Annotated in this window: 18 protein-coding genes and 1 tRNA gene; 10 read left to right on the forward strand and 9 right to left on the reverse strand. The window is 70.0% G+C overall.

The window, feature by feature from the left end; translation table 11 throughout:
* Window positions 1–102: 102 nt before the first annotated feature.
* Entirely contained in the window at window positions 103–1,215 is a 1,113-nt protein-coding gene (locus tag ABZT06_RS32240) for a LacI family DNA-binding transcriptional regulator (RefSeq protein ID WP_355748832.1), read from the reverse strand.
* 424 nt (window positions 1,216–1,639) lie between these two features.
* Here ABZT06_RS32240 and hisC point away from each other — a divergent pair, with 424 nt between their 5' ends.
* The 4 genes from hisC (at window position 1,640) to cydD (ending at window position 9,034) form a co-directional block, all read left to right on the forward strand.
* The gene (gene hisC / locus ABZT06_RS32245) at window positions 1,640–2,719 is read left to right on the forward strand and encodes a histidinol-phosphate transaminase (RefSeq protein WP_355748835.1); all 1,080 of its coding nucleotides are present in this window, start codon (window positions 1,640–1,642) and stop codon (window positions 2,717–2,719) included.
* A gap of 232 nt (window positions 2,720–2,951) precedes the next feature.
* On the forward strand, window positions 2,952–4,460 hold the full coding sequence (locus ABZT06_RS32250) for a cytochrome ubiquinol oxidase subunit I (protein ID WP_355748838.1): 1,509 nt from the start codon (window positions 2,952–2,954) through the stop codon (window positions 4,458–4,460).
* 18 nt (window positions 4,461–4,478) lie between these two features.
* Window positions 4,479–5,483: a cytochrome d ubiquinol oxidase subunit II gene (gene cydB, locus ABZT06_RS32255; protein WP_355748841.1), complete on the forward strand. Its 1,005-nt coding sequence runs from the start codon at window positions 4,479–4,481 to the stop codon at window positions 5,481–5,483.
* A gap of 59 nt (window positions 5,484–5,542) precedes the next feature.
* On the forward strand, window positions 5,543–9,034 hold the full coding sequence (gene cydD, locus ABZT06_RS32260) for a thiol reductant ABC exporter subunit CydD (RefSeq protein WP_355748844.1): 3,492 nt from the start codon (window positions 5,543–5,545) through the stop codon (window positions 9,032–9,034).
* 59 nt (window positions 9,035–9,093) lie between these two features.
* Here the strand turns inward: cydD and ABZT06_RS32265 are convergent, their stop codons facing one another.
* The 8 genes from ABZT06_RS32265 to ABZT06_RS32300 form a co-directional block, all read right to left on the reverse strand.
* Window positions 9,094–9,978 (reverse strand): HAD hydrolase family protein, encoded by an 885-nt coding sequence (locus ABZT06_RS32265; protein WP_355748847.1) that lies wholly within the window; start codon window positions 9,976–9,978, stop codon window positions 9,094–9,096.
* Between the two features lie 84 nt (window positions 9,979–10,062).
* Window positions 10,063–10,965: an LLM class flavin-dependent oxidoreductase gene (locus ABZT06_RS32270; protein WP_355748855.1), complete on the reverse strand. Its 903-nt coding sequence runs from the start codon at window positions 10,963–10,965 to the stop codon at window positions 10,063–10,065.
* A 52-nt stretch (window positions 10,966–11,017) separates the two neighbouring features.
* A complete protein-coding gene (locus ABZT06_RS32275; protein WP_355748858.1) occupies window positions 11,018–11,482 on the reverse strand; it encodes a hypothetical protein in 465 nt (154 codons plus the stop codon).
* Between the two features lie 24 nt (window positions 11,483–11,506).
* Window positions 11,507–12,079, reverse strand: a complete 573-nt coding sequence (locus ABZT06_RS32280; protein WP_355748861.1) for an RNA 2'-phosphotransferase — start codon at window positions 12,077–12,079, stop codon at window positions 11,507–11,509.
* Between the two features lie 122 nt (window positions 12,080–12,201).
* The gene (locus ABZT06_RS32285) at window positions 12,202–13,140 is read right to left on the reverse strand and encodes a MerR family transcriptional regulator (protein ID WP_355748864.1); all 939 of its coding nucleotides are present in this window, start codon (window positions 13,138–13,140) and stop codon (window positions 12,202–12,204) included.
* Window positions 13,137–14,006, reverse strand: coding sequence for a metal-dependent hydrolase (locus ABZT06_RS32290; protein ID WP_355748868.1), 870 nt, complete (start codon window positions 14,004–14,006; stop codon window positions 13,137–13,139). The genes ABZT06_RS32285 and ABZT06_RS32290 overlap by 4 nt, the downstream gene beginning before the upstream one ends.
* Window positions 14,003–15,760 (reverse strand): SDR family oxidoreductase, encoded by a 1,758-nt coding sequence (locus tag ABZT06_RS32295; protein WP_355748870.1) that lies wholly within the window; start codon window positions 15,758–15,760, stop codon window positions 14,003–14,005. The genes ABZT06_RS32290 and ABZT06_RS32295 overlap by 4 nt, the downstream gene beginning before the upstream one ends.
* The gene (locus tag ABZT06_RS32300; RefSeq protein WP_355748873.1) at window positions 15,757–16,599 is read right to left on the reverse strand and encodes a M24 family metallopeptidase; all 843 of its coding nucleotides are present in this window, start codon (window positions 16,597–16,599) and stop codon (window positions 15,757–15,759) included. Before ABZT06_RS32300 ends, ABZT06_RS32295 begins: the two co-directional genes overlap by 4 nt.
* 248 nt (window positions 16,600–16,847) lie before the next feature.
* On the opposite strand from ABZT06_RS32300, the gene ABZT06_RS32305 reads away from it, so the two are divergent.
* From ABZT06_RS32305 to ABZT06_RS32330, 6 genes are all read left to right on the forward strand, one after another.
* Window positions 16,848–17,813 (forward strand): ABC transporter ATP-binding protein, encoded by a 966-nt coding sequence (locus ABZT06_RS32305; protein WP_355749085.1) that lies wholly within the window; start codon window positions 16,848–16,850, stop codon window positions 17,811–17,813.
* Window positions 17,803–18,711 carry an ABC transporter permease subunit gene (locus ABZT06_RS32310; RefSeq protein ID WP_355748876.1) on the forward strand — a complete coding sequence of 303 codons (909 nt, stop codon included), beginning with the start codon at window positions 17,803–17,805 and terminating at the stop codon, window positions 18,709–18,711. The genes ABZT06_RS32305 and ABZT06_RS32310 overlap by 11 nt, the downstream gene beginning before the upstream one ends.
* Window positions 18,708–19,619, forward strand: a complete 912-nt coding sequence (locus ABZT06_RS32315) for an ABC transporter ATP-binding protein (protein ID WP_355748879.1) — start codon at window positions 18,708–18,710, stop codon at window positions 19,617–19,619. The genes ABZT06_RS32310 and ABZT06_RS32315 overlap by 4 nt, the downstream gene beginning before the upstream one ends.
* A 10-nt stretch (window positions 19,620–19,629) precedes the next feature.
* Window positions 19,630–20,349, forward strand: coding sequence for an ABC transporter permease (locus ABZT06_RS32320; protein ID WP_355748882.1), 720 nt, complete (start codon window positions 19,630–19,632; stop codon window positions 20,347–20,349).
* Window positions 20,350–20,445: 96 nt separating this feature from the next.
* On the forward strand, window positions 20,446–20,643 hold the full coding sequence (locus tag ABZT06_RS32325; RefSeq protein WP_355748885.1) for a hypothetical protein: 198 nt from the start codon (window positions 20,446–20,448) through the stop codon (window positions 20,641–20,643).
* 267 nt (window positions 20,644–20,910) lie between these two features.
* Window positions 20,911–20,998, forward strand: a tRNA-Ser gene (locus ABZT06_RS32330).
* Window positions 20,999–21,215: the final 217 nt, after the last annotated feature.

The raw sequence follows: 21,215 nt of genomic DNA on the forward strand, positions 1-21,215 counted from the left end.
CCATGTGATGACCCAGGGGTGGTGAATCGGAGCAAGACTCCTGTCCACCGCGGCATTCGCCCCGATTGGGCCGGGCTTGGCCCTGGCCCGGCCGCCGCCCCGCTACTTCTCCTCGGGCGATCGCGGCGGGCTGACCGTCGTGCGCGGGGCCCGCCGCTGGGACGAGGTGCGCACGATCAGCTCGGTCGGTATCACCTGCTCGACCGGTTGGTCCGATTCGACCCCTTCGATGGCGTCGATGAGGAGCTGGATCACGGCTGTGCCGATGTGGCGGGGCTTGAGGGAGAGTGTGGTGACGGGCGGCTCGGTGCTGGCGTACACGGTGGACTCGCTGCAGCAGACGATCAGCAGGTCGTCCGGGACGCGCAACCCGTAGCGGCGGGCGGCGGCCAGCAGGTCGGTGCCGTTCGGGTCGAACAGGCCGTAGACGGCATCCGGTCGGTCCGGGCGGGCGAGCAGCCGGTCGGCGGCCACGGCGCCCGCGCACGGATCGTGCGCCGGATAGGCCTCGTAGACCGGGTCCTGGCCCACCCGCTCGCACCAGCGCAGATACGCGGTGGTCGACAGGTGGGTGTAGGTGTCCGTCGTCGTCCCGGTCAGCAGGCCGATTCGGCGGGCGCCGGCGTCGGCCAGGTGGTCGAGGATGCCGAGTACGGCGGCCTCATGGTCGTTGTCGACCCAGGCCGTGACCGGGAGCGCGCCGGCCGGGCGGCCGTCGGAGACCACCGGCAGCCCCTGCCGGACCAGCTCGCTGACGACCGGGTCCTGGTCGGACGGGTCGATGACCACCGTGCCGTCCAGGGCGACGTTCGACCACACGTCGTGGCGCGAGGTCGCCGGCAGGATGACGAGGGCGTAGCCGCGGGCGAGCGCGGCCGAGGTGGCGGCCCGCGCCATCTCGGCGAAGTACGCGAACTCGGTGAAGGTGAAAGGTTCATCCCCGTACGTCGTCACCGTCAGGCCGATGAGGCCCGACTTGCCGGTACGGAGGGTTCTGGCCGCCGCCGAGGGCCGGTAGCCCAGTCGGTCGGCGACCTCCCTGACGTGGCGGCGGGTGGCGTCCGGGAGCCTGCCCTTGCCGTTCAGGGCGTCGGAGACGGTCGTGATGGAGACTCCGGCGGCGGCGGCCACGTCTCTGATGCCCGCCCGGCCCGGCCGACTGCCTCGACGTGAGGTTTCCGCGCGGCTCACCTGGTGCTTCCCTGCTGCTGTCATGGCGAGCCGATAGTAGGGCTCATGCGGTGGGGTAGGGCGGACGCATATGCACGCGTTGACAGGCACGTTTCTGCAAGGTCATTTAGGGACAACTGCCTGTGAAACAAAGCCAGTTAAACGATCCAATGGCACTACGTAACTTGTCTGCACGCATGGGCCTGCCGAGTCCCCGATGTTTCGAAGAGGTCTCAACTCACCTTCACGGGTGATGCGCGCTACGGCGCGAGCCACCGGCGCATAGATATATGTGACCGCGCCCCCGTGATTCGTCTGTCTTCGTACGGTGATGCCCTTGATGCCTGTGAGGCTGACGGGGTTCGCTCTCACCTGTACGCAGCGGAGCCCAATCCTCATAAGGTGAGCAGTATTGGAGCCGGCTGCCGGAGTCGGCCGCCATGCGTCGGTGGTCATGAGGAGGACTGCGGTGAGCGAGACAAGCCCCAAGCTGCGTGCCGAGCTGGAGGGTATCCCCACGTACAAGCCGGGCAAGCCCGCCGCTGCCGGCGGTCCCGTGGCCTACAAGCTGTCCTCCAACGAGAACCCCTATCCGCCGCTGCCGGGCGTGCTGGAGACGGTGACGGCCGCCGTCTCCTCCTTCAACCGCTACCCGGACATGGCCTGCACGGGCCTGATGAACGAGCTCTCCGAGCGCTTCGGCGTTCCGCTCTCGCATCTGGCCACCGGCACCGGCTCCGTCGGCGTCGCCCAGCAGCTGATCCAGGCGACCTCGGGACCGGGCGACGAGGTGATCTACGCGTGGCGGTCCTTCGAGGCGTACCCGATCATCACGCAGATCAGTGGTGCCACCTCGGTGCGGGTACCGCTGACGGCGGGCGATGTGCACGACCTGGACGCGATGGCCGACGCGATCACCGAGCGGACCCGGCTGATCTTCGTCTGCAACCCCAACAACCCGACGGGCACGGTCGTGCAGCGGGCCGAGCTGGAACGCTTCCTCGACCGGGTGCCGAGTGACGTGCTGGTGGTGCTGGACGAGGCCTACCGAGAGTTCATCCGCGACCCCGAGGTGCCGGACGGCGTGGAGCTGTACCGCACGCGGCCGAACGTCTGTGTGCTGCGCACCTTCTCCAAGGCATACGGCCTCGCGGGCCTCCGGGTCGGCTTTGCGATCGCCCACGAGCCGGTGGCCGCGGCGCTGCGCAAGACGGCGGTGCCCTTCGGGGTGAGCCAACTGGCACAGGAGGCGGCGATCGCCTCGCTGCGGGCCGAGGACGAGCTGCTGGGTCGGGTCGGCTCGCTGGTCTGTGAGCGCAACCGTGTGGTGGAGGGGTTGCGAGCGCAGGGCTGGACGGTGCCCGAGACCCAGGCCAACTTCGTGTGGCTGCGGCTGGGGGAGCGCACGGTCGACTTCGCCGCGGCCTGCGAGCAGCACGGTGTGGTCGTGCGGCCCTTCGCGGGCGAGGGTGTGCGCGTGACGGTCGGGGAGGCCGAGGCGAACGACATCTTCCTGAAGGTGGCAGAGGGCTTCCGCAAGGAGCTGTGACGCGCTGCTGAGAGGCCGCTGCGGGCCGGGGTTTCACGTGAAACCCCGGCCCGTCGTGCGCCAGGGGCCGATCGGTCCCTTCAGGTGTGACCTATCGGACCCGTCCAGGGACCCCCCACCCATCCCGTGTCGAACTGCCATGCGTCATAATTGCTTGTGAATGTGAACGCGTTCACAAGCGCTTCACTTTGCAAGCATTTGTTCCCGAGCCTGTGAGGTAAGGAGCGGCGACGTGGACCTGGCTCTGGCGCCGGAGACCCTGGCGCGCTGGCAGTTCGGCATCACCACCGTCTACCACTTCCTGTTCGTCCCCCTGACGATCTCGCTGGCCGCCCTCACGGCCGGCCTCCAGACCGCCTGGGTGCGTACGGAGAACGAGCGGTACCTCAGGGCCACCAAGTTCTGGGGCAAGCTCTTCCTGATCAACATCGCGATGGGTGTGGTCACCGGCATCGTGCAGGAGTTCCAGTTCGGCATGAACTGGTCCGACTACTCGCGCTTCGTCGGTGACGTCTTCGGTGCCCCGCTCGCCTTCGAGGCCCTGATCGCCTTCTTCTTCGAGTCCACCTTCATCGGCCTGTGGATCTTCGGCTGGGACAAGCTGCCCAAGAAGATCCACCTGGCCTGCATCTGGATGGTCTCGATCGGCACGATCCTGTCGGCGTACTTCATCCTCGCGGCCAACTCCTGGATGCAGCACCCGGTCGGCTACCGGATCAACAAGGCGAGGGGACGCGCCGAACTCACCGACTTCTGGGCGGTGCTGACCCAGAACACCGCACTCGCCCAGGCCTTCCACACGCTCAGCGCGTGCTTCCTGACCGGAGGCGCGTTCATGGTCGGTATCGCGGCCTTCCACCTGTTCCGCAGGAAGCACATCCCCGTGATGAAGACCTCGCTGCGGCTGGGCCTCGTCACCGTGGTCATCGCCGGCATGCTCACCGCCATCAGCGGTGACACCCTCGGCAAGGTCATGTTCAAGCAGCAGCCGATGAAGATGGCGGCCGCCGAAGCGCTGTGGGACGGCCAGGACGCCGCCCCGTTCTCGATCTTCGCCTACGGCGACGTGGAGAAGGGCCACAACAGCGTGGCCATCGAGATCCCGGGCCTGCTGTCCTTCCTGGCCAACGACGACTTCACCTCGTACATCCCCGGCATCAACGACGTGAACAAGGCCGAGCAGCAGAAGTACGGGGCGGGCGACTACCGTCCCAACATCCCCGTCACCTTCTGGGCGTTCCGCTGGATGATCGGCTTCGGCATGACGTCCTTCGCCATCGGCCTCGCCGGACTCTGGCTGACCCGCAAGAAGTTCATGCTCCCGCAGCACCTGAGGGTCGCCGACGACGAGGTGCCGCATCTGGTCCTCTTCAAGAACAAGGCCCTCAGCCCCAAGCTCGGCAGGCTCTACTGGCTCGCGGCGATCTGGACCCTGGGCTTCCCCCTGATCGCCAACTCGTGGGGCTGGATCTTCACCGAGATGGGCCGCCAGCCATGGGTGGTCTACGGCGTCCTGCAGACCCGGCACGCGGTCTCCCCCGGCGTCTCCCAGGCCGAGGTCCTCATCTCGATGATCACCTTCACGGCCCTGTACGCCATCCTCGCCGTCGTCGAGGTCAAGCTGCTCGTGAAGTACGTCAAGGCCGGTCCGCCCGAGCTCACCGAGGCCGACCTCAACCCGCCAACGAAGATCGGCGGCGACACCCGTGACGCCGACAAGCCGATGGCCTTCTCGTACTAGGCCGAGGGAGATCGAGTCATGGAACTTCACGACGTCTGGTTCGTGCTCATCGCCGTCCTGTGGACCGGCTACTTCTTCCTGGAGGGCTTCGACTTCGGGGTCGGTGTCCTCACCAGGCTGCTCGCCCGCAACCGGGTCGAGAAGCGTGTCCTGATCAACACCATCGGACCCGTCTGGGACGGCAACGAGGTGTGGCTCCTGACGGCGGGCGGCGCGACCTTCGCCGCCTTCCCCGACTGGTACGCCACGCTCTTCTCCGGGTTCTACCTGCCGCTGCTGGTCATCCTGGTCTGCCTGATCGTCCGGGGTGTCGCCTTCGAGTACCGGGCCAAGCGGCCCGAGGAGAACTGGCAGCGGAACTGGGAGACCGCGATCTTCTGGACCTCACTCATTCCCGCGTTCCTGTGGGGTGTGGCCTTCGGCAACATCGTGCACGGGGTGAAGATCGACCAGCACTTCGAGTACGTCGGTTCCTTCTGGGACCTGCTCAACCCGTACGCCCTGCTCGGCGGACTGGTGACGCTGACGCTGTTCACCTTCCACGGAACGGTGTTCACGGCCCTGAAGACCGTCGGGGACATCCGGGAACGGGCGCGAAAGCTGGCGACCAAGGTCGGCCTCGTCACGGCCACGCTGGCATCCGTCTTCCTTCTCTGGACGCAGGTCGACAGCGGGGACGCCAAGAGCCTGGTCGCGCTGGTGGTGGCTGTGGCCGCGCTGGTCGCCGCCCTGGTGGCCAACCAGGCCGGGCGTGAGGGCTGGTCGTTCGCGCTGTCGGGCGTCACCATCGTGGCCGCCGTGGCCATGCTCTTCCTGACGCTCTTCCCGAACGTCATGCCGTCCTCGCTCGACACGGACTGGAACCTGACGGTCACCAACGCCTCGTCGAGCCCGTACACCCTGAAGATCATGACCTGGTGCGCGGGGATCGCCACACCGATCGTCCTGCTCTACCAGAGCTGGACCTACTGGGTGTTCCGCAAGCGCATCGGCACGCAGCACATCGCCGAAGCCGTGCACTGAGCCCAATATGGGGCGTGTTTCACGTGAAACGTGCCCCTTGAGAAGAGGGTGTGTTTCACGTGAGACCGATCGACCCGCGTCTGCTCCGGTACACCCGGGCCACCCGCCTCTTCCTGGTGGCCGTCGTCGGGCTGGGCGGCGTCGGGGCCCTGCTGGTCATCGCTCAGGCGATGCTCATCGCCGAGGTCGTGGTGGGCGCGTTCCAGCATGGCCTGCCGGTCGCTGAACTGCGGACTCCCCTGCTGCTGTTGGCGGCTGTGGCGGTCGGCCGTGGACTCGTCTCCTGGCTCACCGAGCTCGCGGCCCACCGGGCGAGCGCGGCGGTGAAGTCGGAGCTGCGGGGACGGCTGCTGGAGCGGGCCACCGCGCTGGGGCCCGGGTGGCTGAGCGGGCAGCGGACGGGGTCCCTCGTCGCTCTCGCCACCAGGGGAGTCGACGCCCTCGATGACTACTTCTCGCGCTATCTCCCGCAGTTGGGGCTGGCGGTGGTCGTGCCGGTGGCGGTGCTGGCGCGGATCGTGACCGAGGACTGGGTCTCGGCTGCCATCATCGTCGGGACCCTGCCCCTCATCCCGGTCTTCATGGTGCTGATCGGCTGGGCCACCCAGTCCCGGATGGACCGTCAGTGGCGGCTGCTGTCGCGACTGTCGGGGCACTTCCTGGACGTCGTCGCGGGGCTGCCGACCCTGAAGGTGTTCGGCCGGGCCAAGGCGCAGGCCGAGTCCATCCGGCGCATCACCGGCGAGTACCGGCAGGCGACCATGCGCACCCTGCGGATCGCCTTCATCTCCTCCTTCGCCCTGGAGCTGCTGTCGACGCTCTCGGTGGCGCTGGTCGCCGTGACGATCGGGATGCGCCTCGTCCATGGCGAGATGCACCTGTACGACGGCCTGGTCATCCTCATCCTGGCTCCTGAGGCGTATTTGCCGCTGCGCCAAGTGGGCGCGCAGTACCACGCGGCGGCGGAGGGACTGGCGGCCGCCGAGGAGATCTTCTCGGTGCTGGAGACGCCGGTACCCGCATCGGGCACGGCCGCGGCGCCCGCCGGTGCGCTGGCCTTCGAGCAGGTCACGGTCAGGTACCCCGGCCGCTCGGGGGACGCCGTCACGGACCTGTCCTTCGAGGTCGAGCCCGGGGAGACGGTGGCGCTGGTCGGGCCCAGCGGGGCGGGCAAGTCGACGCTGCTGAACGTCCTGCTGGGCTTTGTACGGCCGGCCGAGGGGCGGGTGAGGATCGGAGGAACCGATCTCGCCGAGACCGACCTGGAGGAGTGGCGGTCACGCGTCGCATGGGTGCCGCAGCGGCCCCAATTGTTTGCCGGGACGATCGCCGAGAACGTGAGGCTGGCACGACCTGACGCCGACGAGGCCGCGGTGCGGCGGGCGTTGGGGGACGCGGGGGCGTTGGAGTTCGTGGACGCCCTTCCTCTGGGGGTCGACACCGTACTCGGCGAGGACGGGGCCGGACTCTCCGCCGGGCAGCGGCAACGGCTCGCGCTGGCCCGGGCGTTCCTCGCGGACCGGCCGGTCCTGCTCCTCGACGAGCCGACTGCGGCGCTCGACGGAGCCACCGAGGCGGAGGTCGTGGCGGCGGTACGGCGGCTGGCGGCCGGACGCACGGTGCTGCTGGTGGTGCATCGACCGGCGTTGCTCGCGGTGGCGGACCGGGTGGTGCGGCTGGCGGAGCCTACGGCACCGGCTCCTGCGGACGCCATGGTCAGGACGTCCACGGCACGCACGGTCGCCGAGGACGGTGGCCCCGCGTCATCGGAGCCCGGGACGACCGAGCCGTCGGCAGAGGCGCGCAGCGTGCTTGCCCGCGTGCGCGCCATGTCCGGCCCCCGACGAGGCCGGCTCGCGCTCGCGCTGCTGCTCGGCAGCCTCGCGCTCGCCAGCGCCGTAGGACTGATGGCCACCTCCGGTTGGCTGATCTCACGGGCCTCGCAGCAGCCGCCCGTGCTGTATCTGATGGTGGCCGTGACGGCGACCCGCGCCTTCGGGATCGGGCGGGCCGTGTTCCGGTACGCGGAGCGGCTGGTGTCGCACGACGCCGTGCTGCGCATGCTCGCCGACACCCGGGTCGCCGTGTACCGGCGCCTGGAACGGCTGGCGCCCGCCGGACTGCGCACGACCCGCCGCGGTGATCTGCTCTCGCGGCTCGTCTCCGACGTGGACGCCCTCCAGGACTACTGGCTGCGCTGGCTGCTGCCTGCCGGTGCCGCCGTCGTGGTGTCGGCGGCCTCCGTAGGTTTCACGGCCTGGCTGCTGCCGGAGGCCGGTGCCGCGCTCGCCGGGGGCCTGCTGGCCGCGGGTGTCGGTGTCCCGCTCCTCACGGGAGCCGTGGCCCGCCGCGCCGAGCGCAGGCTCGCCCCCGCCCGCGGGGAACTCTCGACCCGCGTGACCGATCTCCTCACCGGGACCGCGGAGTTGACCGTCGCCGGTGCCCTGCCCGCCCGTACCGCCCAGGCACGGCGGGCCGACGGCGTCCTCACCCGGATCGCCTCCCGCGCCGCCACCGCCACCGCACTCGGTGACGGCCTCACCGCTCTGATCTGCGGCCTGACCGTCACCGCCGCCGCCCTTGTCGGCGCCCAGGCGGTCGGTTCCGGGAGGCTCGGCGGGGTCGCCATGGCCGTCGTCGTGCTCACCCCGCTGGCAGCCTTCGAGGCCGTCCTCGGACTGCCGCTCGCTGTGCAGTACCGCCAGCGGGTGCGCAGGAGTGCGGAGCGTGTCCACGAGGTGCTGGACGCGCCCGAGCCGGTGCGGGAGCCGGGACACGCCCGGCAGGCGCCCGCTTCGCCGTTCCCGGTCGTCCTCAAGGGGCTGACCACCCGGCACGAGGGCCAGGACCGGGACGCCCTCGCGGGCCTCGACCTGACCCTCGTGCAGGGCCGGAGGATCGCCGTGGTCGGCGCCTCCGGTTCCGGCAAGACGACGCTCGCGCAGGTGCTGCTGCGTTTCCTGGACGCGAAGGCCGGCACTTACAGCCTGGGCGGTGTGGATGCGTACGGGCTGCACAGCGACGACGTACGGCGGCTGGTGGGGCTGTGCGCCCAGGACGCCCACCTCTTCGACAGCTCGGTGCGCGAGAACCTGCTCCTCGCCAAGAAGGACGCGACCGAGGACGAGCTGCGGGACGCGCTGCGGCGGGCCCGCCTGCTCGACTGGGCCGAGAGCCTGCCCGATGGACTCGACACCCTGGTGGGGGAACACGGGGCGTGGCTGTCCGGCGGTCAGCGTCAGCGGCTCGCGCTGGCCCGGGCGCTGCTCGCCGACTTCCCCGTCCTCGTCCTGGACGAGCCTGCCGAGCATCTCGACCTGCCCACGGCCGACGCCCTCACCGCCGATCTGCTGGCCGCCACGGAGGGGCGTACGACACTCCTCATCACGCACCGTCTGGCGGGACTGGAGTCGGTGGACGAGGTGGTCGTACTCGACGAGGGACGAGTGGTGCAGCGGGGCCCTTACGCGGAGCTGGCGGGGGCGCAGGGGCCGTTGCGGAGGATGGCCGAGCGGGAGGCGGAGTCGGAGTTGCTGGTGGCGGCGCGCTGAGGACGGTGACGCCCGCGCCCCTCGGGCGCGGGCGGGAGTCAGTCGGGCAGGAGCGGCAACTACAACCGCTCCAGCATCCGCTCGATCACAACGGCCACCCCGTCGTCGTTGTTGGCGACGGTCCGGCCCGAGGCCGCGGCGATCACGTCGGGGTGGGCGTTGCCCATCGCGTACGACTGTCCCGCCCAGGTGAGCATCTCGACGTCGTTGGGCATGTCCCCGAAGGCGACGACCTGTTCGTGCGAGATCCCGCGCTCGGCGCAGCACAGGGCGAGCGTGCTGGCCTTGGAGACTCCGGGGCCGCTGATCTCCAGCAGGGCGCTGGGGCTGGACCGGGTGACGTTGGCGCGGTCACCGATGGTGAGGCGGGAGAGGGTGAGGAAGGCGTCCGGGTCGATCGAGGGGTGGTAGGCGAGGATCTTCAGCACCGGCTCGGCGGCACCGGGGCCGCCCTCGGCAAGCAGTTCCTCCGCGGGGGCGAGGTTGTCCGGGATCTCCATGTGCAGCTTGGGGTAGTCCGGCTCCTGGTAGAAGCCGTACGTCTGCTCCACCGCGTACACCGTGCCGGGTGCCGCCTCGCGCAGCAGCCGTACGGCGTCCAGCGCGTTCTCCCGGGCCAGTGCGCGTACTTTCACGAACCGGTGGGCACCGGGGCCACCGTGCAGGTCGACCACCGCGGCGCCGTTGCCGCAGATGGCGAGGCCGTGGCCGTGGACGTGGTCGCTGACGACGTCCATCCAGCGGGCCGGCCGGCCGGTGACGAAGAAGACCTCGATACCGGCCTCCTCGGCGGCGGCGAGGGCCGCGACCGTGCGGGGGGACACCGACTTGTCGTCGCGCAGCAGGGTGCCGTCGAGATCAGTGGCGATCAGGCGCGGCGGTATGTCGGCGGCCGGGGTTTCGGGCTCTCGAGTCGCTGAGGTCACCGGGTCATTCTCCCGCATATGCCTGCACGACCGTGCGGGTGCCCACACAGGTGAGACATAGATGACGCGAGGGCGGACCCCACCCGCCCCGGTGCGTCTGTCTCAGCCCAGCTGTGCCGGTGCCTCCATGGCGATCTGCTCGAAGACCTTCTGCTCGGCGGCGAAGTCCGAGTCGGGGATCGGCCAGTGGATCACGAGCTCCGTGAAACCGAGCTCCCGGTGGCGGCCCGCGAAGTCGACGAACGCGTCGAGGGATTCGAGCGGGCGGCCGCGGTCCGGGGTGAAGCCGGTGAGGAGGATCTTGTCCAGTGTGCTCGCCTCCCGGCCGAGCGCCGCGCAGGCGTCGGTGAGCTTGTCGACCTGGCCGCGAAGGGCCTGGAGGGACTGCTCGGGTGTGCCGTTCTCGTACAGCTTCGGGTCGCCGGTGGTCACCCACGCCTGCCCGTGGCGTGCGGCGAGCTTCAGGCCGCGCGGTCCGGTGGCGGCCACCGCGAAGGGCAGCCGGGGCCGCTGGAGGCAGCCGGGGATGTTGCGGGCCTCGTGCGCCGAGTAGAAGTCGCCCTCGTAGGACACGGAGTCCTCGCTGAGCAGACGGTCGAGCAGCGGGATGAACTCGGCGAGCCGGTCGGCACGCTCGCGCGGGGTCCACGGGTCCTGGCCGAGTGCGGTGGCGTCGAAGCCGGTGCCGCCCGCGCCGATGCCGAGGGTGACCCGGCCGCCGGAGATGTCGTCGAGGGTGATCAGTTCCTTGGCGAGGGTCACCGGGTGCCGGAAGTTCGGCGAGGTCACCAGGGTGCCCAGGCGCAGCCGGTCCGTGACGCCCGCTGCGCCGGTCAGGGTGGGCACGGCTCCGAACCAGGGGCCGTCGCGGAAGGTGCGCCAGGACAGGTGGTCGTAGGTGTAGCCGGTGTGGAAGCCGAGTTGCTCCGCGCGCTGCCATGTCTCGCGGCCCCCCTCGTTCCAGCGGCGGTGGGGGAGGATCACGGTGCTCAGACGCAGACTCATGTGTCCGAGCGTATGCGGCCGACGCTGTTTCACGTGAAACAGTGACTCACGGTCACTGTGTGCGGCTGCTGAGCCAGGGGCTGAGACCGCTGAGTCCGACCGGGATGAACTCCTTGTGCACGCGGTCGCCCGGGAGCGGCACCATCAGGAAGTGGCTGGGCGGGAAGCGGCGCGCCTTCACCCAGGCGTGGCCTTCATAGAGGGCGCGGAGGAAGGCGGGGACGTCGTCGCGGGCGACGTCGGGGCACTCGACCCCGTCCACGGTGATCAGGGCGTCGTCGTCCGGGAACAGGCGCACATCCACGCGGGGCCGGCCGCCGAGCTCGACATAGGCCTCGTGGGGCATTGTGCCGTCCGGGTCGGTGGTGACGCCGACGCCCGCCGCGCTGCGGCGGGAGGTCTGGTCGGCGCCGATGTCGTGGGTCACCTCGATGACGAGCGCGTACTCGGCGGCGAGAGCGCGGAGCGCGGTGACGGCGGCCTCGGTGGTGGGGAGGTGGTCCCTGCCGTTGTCCATGGCGTCGATCATCTCCCACCGGGTTCAGTGAGACTGGGGAAACCGCAGGTAGCGCGGTGGCACGGCCTGGGTCAGCCACACCCCGTTGGCGCTGACGTGGAAGATGTGGCCGTCGTGGTGCATGGCGTGCGCGTCCACGGAGAGGACGACAGGTCGGCCGCGGCGGGCGCCGACCCGGGTCGCGGTCTCGCGGTCGGCCGACAGGTGTACGTCGTGCCGGTTCATGGGGCGCAGTCCCTCGGCGCGGATCGCGTCCAGGTGGGGGGCCACGGTGCCGTGGTAGAGGTACGGCGGCGGGGTCGCCGGTGGCAGGCCGAGGTCGACGTCGATGCTGTGGCCCTGGCTGGCGCGGATGCGGGTGCCGTCGATCGCGAAGCGCTGTTTGTCGTTGGCGGCGACCACGTGGTCCAGTTCGTCCCGGGTGAAGCGGAAGCCGTGCGCGGTGGCCGCGGCGATCAGTACGTCGATCTCGACCCAGCCGGCCTCGTCCAGCGTGAGCCCGATCCGCTCGGGCTGGTGGCGCAGATGCTTCGAGAGGTACTTCGACACCTTCACGGTGCGTCTCTCGTCGCTCTCGCGTGGATTGTTCTCGTTCATCCCGTCAGAGTGCCGGGAGAGACGTGAATCACGCGAATGATTTTGGCCCCGATGTTTGATCCACAACCAACTGTAGTTATCCACAGGTTACTTGGCGTTTCTGTGGACAACTCCCTGTCATGTCAGCCCTCTTCGTCAAGATCGACTGGCAGCCTCCCACTTGACGTGAGCGCATCCAACTTCCTTGCCCGTACCTCCCGTTCAGCCGCCAGCACGAAGAACTCCGCCACCCGCTCCGTCCCAACCAGCCCCTGCACCGCCCGCAACGTCTCCTCGGGAACGGCCACGGAACGTGACACGGGACGGCCTTCCGACGTCTCCTCGGAACCGAGGTGCTGTCGCAGTTGCTGTGCCGCCAACAGCCTCATCGCACGGGCCAGTTCGGCGTCCACCGTGTGCTGCGCGAGGGGGCGCAGCCGTCGTACGAGGGAGGTGGCTTCGGTGGCTTCGGCGTCGGTCGGGCGGTGTGGTCCTCGCAGGTAGCGGGCGAAGACGTGCTCGGTGGTGAACTCCAGGAAGCGCGCGGCGATGTGCTCGACCTGGCCCCTCAACTCCCGCAGATGGCCGGAGATCGCCGACAGCGGGACGCCGGCCGCGTGCAACTCGACTGCCACAGCGAGCTCTTGGGGGCTGGGCACGAGGAAGAGGTCCTCGGTTCCGGGCACCGGCTCCAGTACGCCGAGTTCCACCGCCTCGGCGACCGCTGCCTCGTCGGGGATGCCGCCGAAGCGCGCGTCCAGTTCGGCGCGGGAGATGCGGACGGCTTTCTCGTCGGTCCACGGTCCGTCGACCTCGGCGACCAGCCCGAGGATCCCGCCGAGGCCGCGGCCGGAGTCGTATGCCTCCAGGAGCTCCTTGATGGAGGCCAGGCCGTAGCCGCGGTCGAGGAGGTCGGCGATCTGCCGCAGCCGGGCGAGGTGGGTGTCGGTGTAGATGTTGGCGCGGCCGCGGCGCTCGGGGCGGGGGAGCAGTCCGCGGTCCTGGTAGGCGCGGATGGTGCGGACGGTGGCGCCGCTGAGATGGGCGAGGTCCTCGATCCGGTAGGCGGGGGTGTCGCTCACGAGGCCGCCCTCGCCGCCGGTGACTGCTTCAGGTACGCCACCGCACGGCTCAACGACCCTTCCCGCGAAGGGTGGTAGGACCGCCGGAGGTAGCGCGGTACGGCAGCGCCGAGCGCCCCCCAGGCCGGCAGCAGGCCCCTGCGTACGGCCTTCTGGTGTTCCTTGAAGGAGTAGCGCTGCCGCCCGGCCGGCTGTGGATCGTGGCGCATCAGGTAGGCCGTCCCCCATACCCACAGGTACAGCATCACCGGGGCCGTCACCGCCATGCCCGCGATGCGGCGGGTGTAGCGGGGTGTGCCGGTGCCGCCGCAGTGCTGGTACAGGTCGAAGGCGACCGCGCGGTGTTCCACCTCCTCGGCGCCGTGCCAGCGCAGCAGGTCGAGCATGACCTCGTCGGGCGCCGGCCCGTCGAGGCCGTCGGCGGCCAGGACCCAGTCGCCGAGCACCGCCGTGAACTGTTCGACAGCGGCGACGACCGACAACCGGAACCGCAGCCACTCTCGCGCGGGGACGGGCGCGTTGAGCGGGGGGCGCTCGCCGAGCAGCCGCTCGAAGAGGAGTTCGACGTACTGGGTGAAGCCGGCGGTGTCGAGCCGCTGCGCCGCCAGATGGTCCAGTACGTGTGTGTGCTGGACGCTGTGTGTGGCCTCCTGGCCCATGAATCCCTTGACCTGGGCGAGGAGTTCGGGGTCTTGGACGAGCGGCAGGGCCTCCTTGAAGACCTTCACGAACCAGCGCTCCCCCGTCGGCAGCAGCAGGTGCAGCACGTTGATGACGTGGGTGGCGGTGGGCTCGCCGGGGATCCAGTGCAGGGGCGTGCGGGACCAGTCGAAGGTCACTCGGCGCGGGGCGATCTGGTGGCTCACTGCGGTGGCTCCAGCCGTGCGATGGCGCGGAGTGCCTTGGGCGCCCACCGGGCCAGGACGTGCGCGCCGCGGGCCTCGGGGGTGACCGGTACGACGGCCTGGTTGCGCACGACCGCTCTCAGGATCGCGTCGGCGACCTTCTCGGGCGGGTAGTTGCGGAGCTTGTAGAGGCGGGCCGTGCGCTTCTGGCGGCGTTTCTCCTCGTCGGCGTCGACACCCGCGAAGCGCGCGGTGGAGGTGATGCCGGTGTTGACGAAGCCGGGGCAGATCGCCGAGACACCGATCCCCCGGCCCGCCAGTTCCGCGCGCAGGCTCTCGCTGAGCATGAGGACGGCGGCCTTGGAGGTGCCGTAGGCGGACAGCGCCCTGGAGGGCTGGTAGGCGGCCGCCGAGGCGGTGTTGACGATGTGGCCGCCCTGTCCGCGCTCCGCCATCTGCCTGCCGAAGAGCCGGCAGCCGTGGATGACGCCCCACAGGTTGACGTCGAGGACCTTTTTCCAGTCCTCGGTGGTGGTGTCGAGGAAGGGGCCGCCGAGGCCGATGCCGGCGTTGTTGACCAGGACGTCGACCACGCCGTACTCGGCGGCGACCTTGTCGGCGAGTTGCTCCATGGCCTGTTCGTCGGAGACGTCGACGGTCTCCGCCCAGGCCTCGGGGGCGCCGAGCAGCCGGGACAGTTCGGCGGTGCGGGCGGCGGACTCGGTGTCCCGGTCGACGGCCACCACGCGCGCGCCGGCCTCGGCGAAGGCGAACGCGGTGGCCCGTCCGATGCCGCTGCCCGCGCCGGTGACGAGGACGAGCTGTCCGCCGAACCGGTCGGCGTACTTCCCGGTCGCCTGCGCGATGGTGCGGCCGCCTTCGACGGACATCACGAACTCCGTGATCCACGCGGAGAGCTGGTCGGGCCGGGAGCGGGGGATCCAGTGCTTGGCGGGGAGGGTGCGCCGGGTCAGCTGTGGCGCCCACTGCTCCAGGCCGTCGTAGAGCTTCTCGGAGAGGAACGCGTCGCCCAGGGGCGTGATGAGCTGCACGGGTGCGTGTGCGTACGCGTCGGTGCGCGGGCGGCGCAGCCGGGACCGGACGTTGTCGCGGTACAGCCAGGCGCCGTGGGCCGCGTCGGTGGGCAGCGAGGAGGTCGGGTAGCCGTCGGCGGGGACCTTCTCGGCGCGCTCCAGCATGCGGGGCCAGGCCTTGCCGAGTGGGCCGCGCCAGGCCAGTTCGGGCAGGGCTGGGGTGTGCAGCGCGTACACGTACCAGGACTTGGCGCCCTGGCCGAGGAGCTGGACGACCCGGCGGGGGGTGGGGCGCCTGAGGCGGCCCGCGATCCAGTGGCCGAAGTGGTCGAGGGACGGTCCGGACATGGAGGTGAAGGAGGCGATGCGGCCCTCGGTGCGCCGGACGGTGACGAACTCCCAGGCCTGTACCGAGCCCCAGTCGTGTCCTACCAGGTGCACGGGCCGGTCCGGGCTCACGGCGTCCGCGACGGCCAGGAAGTCGTCCGTCAGCTTCTCCAGGGTGAACCCTCCGCGCAGCGGCTTCGGTGCCGTGGAGCGGCCGTGGCCGCGGACGTCGTAGAGGACGACGTGGAAGCGGTCGGCGAGGCGGGAGGCGACCTCGGACCAGACCTCCTTGCTGTCCGGGTAGCCGTGCACGAGGACCACGGTCGGCTGCCCGGGGTCGCCCAGTTCGGCCACGCACAGTTCGATGCCGCCGGTGCGTACCCGGCGCTCGCGCACACCTTCGAGCAAGGTCACTTCTCCTCCGCCCAGCGCCGCACGTGCGGCAGGTCGTCGTCCAGCCAGAAGGCGCTCTGCTCGGGGTCCGCGGAGTCGGTGACGACCAGGATCTCCTCGAACTTCGCGCCCGTCCCCCGGAATCCGAGGTGGGGTTCGACCGCCCACAGGCCCGGCTGCGGCGGGTGGTCGGAGAAGCGGTACGGCGACCACAGGGGCGACCAGCCCTCACGGTGACCGTGCAGCGCGTCGGCCGCCAGGCCCTTCAAGGACTGGGTGCCGAACCCGAGGACGTGGGGTGACCAGCGGCGCTGCTTGACCTGGTCGACCTTGTGGGCGATCACGCCGAAGGGGTACGCGCGGTGCCGGTTGGCGTAGCCCTGGCGGATCATGAGGCGGTCCACGTCCTCGTAGATCTCGCGCAGCGACCGCCGCTCCCGGACCTCGCGCAGGATCAGCTCGCGGTGTGCCTCCAGGTCGGCCATCAGCCTGTCCTGGACGGGGTTGACGCCGAGCGAGCCGGAGTAGCCGATGTCCGCGGTGTATCCCTCGTACACCGGGGCCATGTCCAGGATGAACGGCAGCCCCGGCTCCAGGCGGCGGTCGGTCGGGAAGAACTGGAGCGGAAGGCGGAAGCCCGTGAACGCGGTGCGGTCCCCGAACCAGGCGAAGGGCAGGTGGAACCAGTCCCGGACACCCCGCTCGCGCAGCCACTCGCGCTGCATCCGGGCGGCCTGCCGCTCGCTCACGCCGGGCTCCAGACGGGCCGCGACCGCCTCCGCGCATGCGTACGCGAGCCGCTGGACCTGCCGGAATCCCCGCAACCGGGTGGAGAGTTCGCCGTTCGCTGCCGTCGTCATGCCGCCTCGTCCCCGTCGACCGCGGTACGTGCCCGTAACGTGACACTGGCGAATGTGACAGTCATCAGAGGCTGCGTCAATAGGGCCCGGCCGGCCTGTGGAAAAACCCGCCGATGTGGAAAACGGAGGCCGCGTTGTGGGACTTCAGGGTGACCCCTAGGTGCCCGTACGCCTGGAGTCTGATGCCGATGCAGCTCTGCGGGGTGACGACCTGAGTGGTCCGCGTCACTACTGTCGGGGACGTGACTGTGATCGCGACCGAAAGCCTGAGCAAGCGGTTCCCCCGGGTGACCGCGCTTGACCGGCTCTCCTTGGACGTCGGACCCGGTGTGACCGGACTCGTCGGAGCCAACGGAGCCGGCAAGTCCACCATGATCAAGATCCTGCTGGGTCTGTCTCCCGCCTCCGAGGGCCGTGCCGAAGTGCTCGGGCTCGACGTCGCGACCAAGGGCGCCGCCATCCGTGAGCGGGTCGGCTACATGCCGGAGCACGACTGCCTGCCGCCCGACGTCTCGGCCACCGAGTTCGTCGTGCACATGGCCCGCATGTCCGGCCTGCCGCCCACCGCCGCGCGCGAGCGCACCGCGGACACCCTGCGCCATGTCGGCCTGTACGAGGAGCGCTACCGTCCCATCGGCGGCTACTCCACCGGCATGAAGCAGCGCGTGAAGCTCGCGCAGGCCCTGGTGCACGACCCGCAGCTGGTCTTCCTCGACGAGCCGACCAACGGCCTCGACCCGGTCGGCCGCGACGACATGCTGGGCCTGATCCGCCGTATCTACACCGACTTCGGCATCTCGGTCCTGGTCACCTCGCACCTGCTGGGCGAGCTGGAGCGGACCTGCGACCACGTCGTCGTCATCGACGGCGGCAAGCTCCTGCGCTCCAGCTCCACCACCGACTTCACCCAGACCACGACGACCCTCGCGGTCGAGGTCACCGACACCGACGAGCACCCGGACGGCACCCGCGCGGTGCGCGAAGCGCTCCACGCGCGCGGGGTGGAGGTCCTCGACGCCCAGAGCGGTCTGCCGGGCGCCGGCCACATCCTGCTGCTGACCGCACAGGACGAGGAGACCTACGACGTCGTCCGCGACGTCGTCGCCGACCTCGGCCTCGGCCTGGTGCGCATGGAGCAGCGCAGGCACCACATCTCGGAAGTCTTCACGAACGAGGACGAGCAGCGGAAGGAGGCCGTAGGCCATGGCAGTTGAGCACCCGGTCACCGCCCCCTCGGGTGACCAGTCCCGCATCCACAACATCGGCTACCGCAGCTACGACGGCCCGCGCCTGGGCCGCTCCTACGCCACCCGCTCGCTGTACTCGCAGTCCCTGCGCGGCGCCTACGGCCTCGGCCGCTCGGTGAAGTCCAAGGTGCTGCCGATGCTTCTGTTCGTCGTGATGTGCGTGCCCGCGGCCATCATGGTCGCCGTCGCGGTCGCCACGAAGGCCAACGACCTGCCCGTCGACTACACCCGCTACGCGATCATCATGCAGGCCGTCATCAGCCTGTACGTCGCCTCGCAGGCACCGCAGTCCGTCTCGCGCGACCTGCGCTTCAAGACGGTGCCGCTGTACTTCTCGCGGCCGATCGAGACGGCCGACTACGTGCGCGCGAAGTACGCGGCGCTGGCCTCCGCCATGTTCATCCTCACCGCGGCTCCCTTGATCGTGCTCTACGTGGGCGCGCTGCTGGCCAAGCTGGACTTCGCCGACCAGACCAAGGGCTTCGGGCAGGGACTCGTCTCCGTGGCGCTGCTCTCGCTGCTCTTCGCCGGCATCGGCCTGGTCATCGCGTCGGTCACCCCGCGCCGCGGCTTCGGCATCGCGGCGGTGATCGCCGTCATGACCATCTCCTACGGCGCGGTCTCCACCCTCCAGGCGATCGCCGACGCCCAGGGCAGCACGTCCGCCATCCCGTGGATCGGCCTGTTCTCCCCGGTCACGCTCATCGACGGACTCCAGTCGGCCTTCCTCGGCGCGAGCTCGGCGTTCCCCGGCGCAGCCGGACCGAGCAACGGCGAAGGGGTCGTCTACGTCCTCGCCGTCCTCGGCCTGATCGCCGCGAGCTACGGCCTCCTGCTGCGCCGCTACAAGAAGGTGGGACTGTGACCACGCTCCAGATCGACCACGTCTCCCGCTGGTTCGGCAACGTGGTCGCCGTCAACGACATCACCATGACGATCGGCCCCGGCGTCACCGGCCTCCTCGGCCCCAACGGCGCCGGAAAGTCCACCCTCATCAACATGATGGGCGGCTTCCTCGCCCCCTCCACCGGCACCGTCACCCTCGACGGACAGCAGGTGTGGCGCAACGAGGCGATCTACCAGCACATCGGCATCGTCCCCGAGCGCGAGGCGATGTACGACTTCCTCACCGGCCGCGAATTCGTCGTCGCCAACGCCGAGTTGCACGGCCTCGGCGCCAAGGCCGCCCAGAAGGCGCTGGCCACGGTCGAGATGGAGTACGCGCAGGACCGCAAGATCTCCACGTACTCCAAGGGCATGCGCCAGCGCGTCAAGATGGCGTCCGCCCTGGTCCACGACCCCTCGCTGCTCCTGCTCGACGAGCCGTTCAACGGCATGGACCCCCGCCAGCGCATGCAGCTCATGGACCTGTTGCGGCGCATGGGCGACGAGGGCCGCACCGTGCTGTTCTCCTCGCACATCCTCGAGGAGGTCGAGCAGCTCGCCTGGCACATCGAGGTCGTCGTCGCGGGCCGGCACGCGGCCAGCGGCGACTTCCGCAAAATCCGCCGCCTGATGACGGACCGCCCGCACCGCTACCTGGTGCGCTCCAGCGACGACCGCGCCCTCGCGGCCGCGCTGATCGCCGACCCGTCGACGTCCGGCATCGAAGTCGACCTGGCGGAGGGCGCGTTGCGCATCCAGGCCGTCGACTTCGGCCGCTTCACCGCGCTGTTGCCGAAGGTCGCGCGCGACCACGGCATCCGGCTGCTCACGGTCTCGCCGTCCGACGAGTCCCTCGAGTCCGTCTTCTCGTATCTCGTCGCGGCGTAGGAGGCCCAAGATGTACGACCCCACAGTCGCCCGACTCACCTACCGGGCCCTGCTCGGCCGTCGCCGGGCCCTCATCCTGGGCGCCCTGCCGGTGCTGTTGATCCTCATCTCCGTGATCGTGCGCGGCCTCGTCGGCGCCGACGACCAGACCGCTTCCGACCTGCTGGGCGGGCTCGCGCTCGCGACCATGGTGCCGATCATCGGCGTCATCGCGGGAACCGGCGCGATCGGCCCGGAGATCGACGACGGCTCGGTGGTGTACCTGCTGTCCAAGCCGGTCAAGCGGCCGACGATCATCTTCACCAAGCTGATCGTGGCGATCGCCGTGACGATGGTGTTCTCGGCCCTGCCGACGCTGATCGCGGGCTTCATCCTCAACGGCAACGGGCAGCAGATCGCCGTTGCCTACACGGTGGCCGCGCTGGTCTCCTCGATCGCCTACGCGGCGCTCTTCCTGCTGCTGGGCACGGTGTCCCGGCACGCGGTGGTCTTCGGGCTCGTCTACGCGCTGGTCTGGGAGGCCCTGTTCGGCTCCCTGGTCGCCGGGGCGCGGACCCTGAGCGTCCAGCAGTGGTCGCTGGCCGTGGCCCACAAAGTCGCGGGCGGGGATCTGGTCACCTCGGACGTCTCACTGCCGACGGCCACGGTGCTGCTGGTCGTGGTGACCGTCCTCGCGACCTGGTACGCGGGGCAGAAGCTGCGGTCGCTGAAGCTGGCGGGCGAGGAGTAAGCGCCCCTGACGTCCCGCTTATTGACGGGGACTTCATCCTTGTCCGGGAACACTGGACAAAGGGGAACGTTCGGCTGCGAGTCGAAGGGAACGGGCATGGCAGACGACTGGGACGACCTCGTCCTGGACGAGGACTTCATACGGTCCGCCGGGACGACCGAGCCGTCTGCACGCGCCCGCATGCTGGCAGCGCGCTGGCGCGACGAGCAGCCCGAACCACAGCCCTGGCGCTCCGACGAGCCACCTGCCGGGTGGTTCTTCAGCAAGCGCCGACGGCGGTGGCGGCGCCGGTAGGCTCGAACACACGGCCGGATTTAATCGGTGGCGCCCAACACGTCGTACCGGCACAGTGGTTGTGTCCACACCGCCGGACGATCGTCCGGCGCCGCGTTCTGGGAGAGGAGCCGGGCGATGTCCATGCACGACAGTACGTCCAGCTCCCGTCGGGGCGGCCCGCGGAGGACTCCGGTGTAGTTACGCCACCGTCGAGTCCACCCGCAGGACTGCCCGGGGCGGCCGCTTCGAGCACGCGATGTCGCTCTCGCGTGAGGCCGCCCACCCGGAGGATTGGCCGAGTGGTAAGGCACTGGCTTGCTAAGCCAAGGTCGGGCCTGGAAAGCCCGCGCACGTTCGATTCGTGCATCCTCCGCAAGACGTTGTCACTGGGACCTGGCCGGACTTACTGGCCCGGGTAGGTCGCGACGTTTCGCTTGGCTCGGCGGACACGCCGATGTGTGGGCGGTGTTCCGGAACACCGGGATCACCGCCGTCTGCGGTGTCGCGAGGGCCTCTTCCCCGGCCCCAAGACCGAGCGGACCACCTCACCGGACTACCGTCGGCTCCGGATGCAGCGGAGCTCCGGGCGG

This window comes from Streptomyces sp. NPDC005483 (assembly GCF_040606035.1).
Taxonomy (GTDB): Bacteria; Actinomycetota; Actinomycetes; order Streptomycetales; family Streptomycetaceae; genus Streptomyces.